This window comes from Roseateles sp. P5_B10, assembly GCF_056400485.1.
Genome location: NZ_JBFULE010000554.1, coordinates 1 through 3,599 on the forward strand (window position 1 = coordinate 1; position 3,599 = coordinate 3,599).

3 protein-coding genes are annotated in these 3,599 nt (G+C 67.4%); all 3 read right to left on the reverse strand.

The window, feature by feature from the left end:
- The coding region (gene xrtA / locus AC1DU6_RS23700) for an exosortase A (RefSeq protein ID WP_477860041.1) at window positions 1-1,394 on the reverse strand (1,394 nt) is incomplete at its 3' end.
- Window positions 1,391-2,584, reverse strand: coding sequence for a TIGR03087 family PEP-CTERM/XrtA system glycosyltransferase (locus AC1DU6_RS23705; protein WP_457322865.1), 1,194 nt, complete (start codon window positions 2,582-2,584; stop codon window positions 1,391-1,393). The genes AC1DU6_RS23705 and xrtA, both read right to left, overlap by 4 nt.
- 10 nt (window positions 2,585-2,594) lie before the next feature.
- Window positions 2,595-3,596 carry a FemAB family XrtA/PEP-CTERM system-associated protein gene (locus tag AC1DU6_RS23710; protein ID WP_477860043.1) on the reverse strand — a complete coding sequence of 334 codons (1,002 nt, stop codon included), beginning with the start codon at window positions 3,594-3,596 and terminating at the stop codon, window positions 2,595-2,597.
- Between the last annotated feature and the right edge of the window lie 3 nt (window positions 3,597-3,599).

Consider the following 3,599-nt stretch of genomic DNA (forward strand, 5'->3'; position numbering starts at 1 on the left):
CTCTGCCAGGCGCCATAAAGCTTGGCCTGCCAGTCGCTGGTGAAGGGCCGGCCGTTGATCCAGTAGATCTGCCAGACGCGCAGCCGCGGCGCCATGTTGCCGCCGCCGCTGACCTGGTTCAGGGCCTGGCCGCGCAGCTCCCCGGTGCGCCAGGTCAGGCCGTCCAGCTGTGCCTGGCCGGCGCCCGTGCGCGACCATTCCTTGTCGTCTTCGTCATTGACGAGGTCGTTGACTGAGGTGACGAGCTGGCGACCATAACGCTGGTCGCGGTAATAGCCGACATAGACCCCCACCGGCGCGTCGCCGGTGGCGGGCGCGAACCGGCCACGCAGGACCGCTCTGGGGTTCTTGAAATGGGGGTTCCAGTTGGTCAGGGCTTCGGGCGACCAGGTCCAGCCCGCCAGTTGAGGCGCTGCAAGGCTGGGCTCGCCATGGGCACCCGAGTGCGCGGCCTGGGCCCGCATGCCCGAAGGCAGGGCCGCCAGCAGCAGCGCCGCCACCAGGACCGTCGCGAAGCGCGTAGGCGACAGCCCCAGTCCGGCCGCATCCGGCGAGGCCAGCACGGGCTCGGGGTCGGGGTCCGACCAGCGCGCCCCGATCATGAACATCGCCAGCATGATGAGTCCGAAGAAGACCCAGCCGTAGATGATGTGGTCTACGCCCACGGCGAGCTTGTTGCCCGAAAGATGGCCCAGCATGACGATCATGTAGGCGCGCAACCAGTTGGCCACCAGCGGCGTAACAATGGCCACGCCCACAAAGGCCCACCGCTTGCCGGTCGTGCGGTAATTCAAGTAGGCGAACAGCGTGCCCACCATGACCGAAGCCATCAGGTAGCGGATGCCGCTGCAGGCTTGCACCACGGACCACGAGCCCGACGGAATGACGAACTGCAGCGCCTCGCGGAACACCGGGATGCCGGTGGCGCGCAGGGCAACGATGGTGAAGTCGGCCGTGCGCTCCATCAGCCAAGGCGTCAGGAAGTCGCCGAAAGGCACGGCGAAGAACAGGAAGCCCAACGGGAAGGCAATGCGCCCGGCGGCCTGCGTGCCGATCAGCGCAGGCACCAGGGCCACGGCCATGCCGAGCAACGCGAATTGAGTTGCGGCATTGGCGGCGGCAAGGTCACCGATCAGCCACAGCAGGCCCAGGGGCAGCAAGGCCAGCAACCACCAGGGCGCTGGCCGCGGCGTGATCGACGCCAGCTCGGCGCGCCGACGCCAGACCAGCCAGGCCGAGATTGGCGGCACCACCCAGGCATGGGCAAAGGTCTCGGAACGGTTCCAGATCTCGACCATGGCGGCGCCGGTCGCGAAATACAGGATCGCGAGCAGCCCCCAGGCCAGGGCCAGGCCGAGCAGGGGCAGTCGCCAGGGCTTGGGCAGGGTGATCAAGCAACCTCCAGGTAGCGGTCCAGGCCAGCCAGATGGGCGTCCCAGCTGTAGGCGCCGAGCACGAAGTCGCGCGCCGTACGGCCGGCCGCATTGGCAGCCTCGTGATTGGAAAGCAGCGCGCCGAGGCGTTCGGCGTAGTCCGCTTCGGTATCGGCCGGCTGCAGCCCAGGCTGCACACCCGCCGCGATCGCACGCACGCAGGTACTGGCTGCGACAACCGGACGTGCCATGGCCATCGCCTCCAGCACCTTGTTCTGAATGCCACGCGCCAGCCGCAGCGGCGCCACAACCGCGGCCGCGTATTGCAGATACGGTCGCACGTCGGGCACAGTGCCGGTCACGTTGATGGTGTCGCCAGCGAGCGCCTGCACGGCGGGCGCCGGGCTGCGACCGACGATGTGAAAGCGCAGTGCCGGAAAGCGCTCGCGCAGCGCGGGCAGGATGTCGCTGGCGAACCAGGTCACCGCGTCGACGTTGGGCCAATAGTCCATGGCGCCAGTGAACACCAGCGGCAGCTCGCCGGACGCAAACGGGTTGGTGCGCGCCGCGTCCGGCGTGAAGAAATCGGCATCGACGCCGTTGCCCAGGGCCGCGAGGCGTAGCTTATGGCCGGGGCTCAACGCGCGGAACAGCGCGACTTCGTTGTCGGTGACGAAGAAGCTGCAGGCGGCGCCTTCTGCCACGCGCTGCTCGAAGCCAAGCAGCTTGGCGAACTCGCGGCGGTAGAGCCAGGACATCGGCCAGGCATGCTCGGGTGCGTAATCGCGCCACTTGGCGGAGTCGACGTCGACGAAGTCCACCAGCGTCTTCACGCCCTTCAGGCCGTGCGTGTATTGCGCCATCACGCCGCTGAAGACGACGACGGCATCGAAGCCGACACGGGCCGCGGCGTCGTCCACCCAGGCCTGCAGGCCGGCGTCGCGGTAGTACGGCAGGCTCAGCGCCTCGCCGCTGAGCAGGCCGCGCAGGCTCAGCAGCTTGGCCGAGCGCGGGTTCAGGCGCGCCACATGCACGTTCTTGCACAGCGCGCGCACGCGCGGCAGGTGCTGCTCGTCATCGGGGTCGTCGAGGAAGGTGCCGAGATGGACCTCGTGCCGCGCCGCCAGGTGCTTGAGCAGATGGTAGGAGCGCACCTTGTCGCCCTTGTTGGGCGGGTAAGGCAGGCGGTGGACGAGGTAGAGGATCTTCATGATCCGACGTTCACCCGAGGTTCTTCACGATGAAGGGCCCGAGCCAGTTCGCAAAGCCGATGGGCAGCTTGCGCCAGGCCTTGATCATCAGCTGGTACTTGGGGTTGTTCGGGTTGTTCTGGGGAATCGCGTCGCGCTTGAACAGCCGGTACTCGTAGCTCAGCGGCTGCGGCTCGAAGCCCCAGTTCTTCTTGAACGCATAGGGGCCGGTGCCCTGCTTGCTGCGGCCGTAATCGAAGACCTTGAGGCCCCGGGCGCAGGCCCGGCGCATCAGCTCCCAATACTTGAAATCGTTCGCCGCCAGGTCGCGTGCCGCTTCATCGTCACCGGCGTAATAGGGCAGGCATTCGTCGCGGAAGTAGAACGTCAGCACGGTCGACAGCGGCTTGCCGCTGGGGCTCGTGACGGTCAGCACCTCGGCATCCGCGCCAAATTCGTCCAGCAAGGCCTGGAAGTACTTCTTGGGCATGGCCGGCGTGCCGTGGCGGTGCACGTTGTCGGCGTAGAGGTCGAAGAAGCGGTCGACATTCGCGTCGATCTCGGCCTTGAGCTCGTTCTTGATGCCCTTGCGCACCATCGCTCGTTGCTTGCGAGGGATGGCCAGCATGTTGGCCTCCTCCTCCGCAAGGATCTCCTTGCGGAAGGTCACGTAGAGATCCTGGCGCGGCCAGTCGGCGTGGCGCGTGGGGCCGAGGTTGCGGTATTCGAGGTGCTCGGCGCCCTGCCCTCGCGCGATCTTCTCGGCCTCGGCCTCCAGCGCTGCGGTGGCCTCGTCGTTCAACGCGGCCACGCCGCCATAGACGCCGAACGGCAGGCTCGTGACCGAGTGGCCGAACAGCCGGCTCTTGACCTCGGCCAGCGGCAGCACGCCCTCGATGACACCGTCTCGCTCGGCGTAGAGGAAGAATCCCTTGTGGCCAAACACCGACTGGATGATGCGCAGCCAGCCGCTGCGGTGGAAGAAGGTCGCTTGCGGGTGGGCGAAGACGAAGGCGTCCCAGCGCGCGGACAAGGC

Excerpts from the sequence above, each read along its gene's own strand:
- AC1DU6_RS23705 (WP_457322865.1), bottom strand. The coding sequence starts at position 2,584 with ATGAAGATCCTCTACCTCGTCCACCGCCTGCCTTACCCGCCCAACAAG.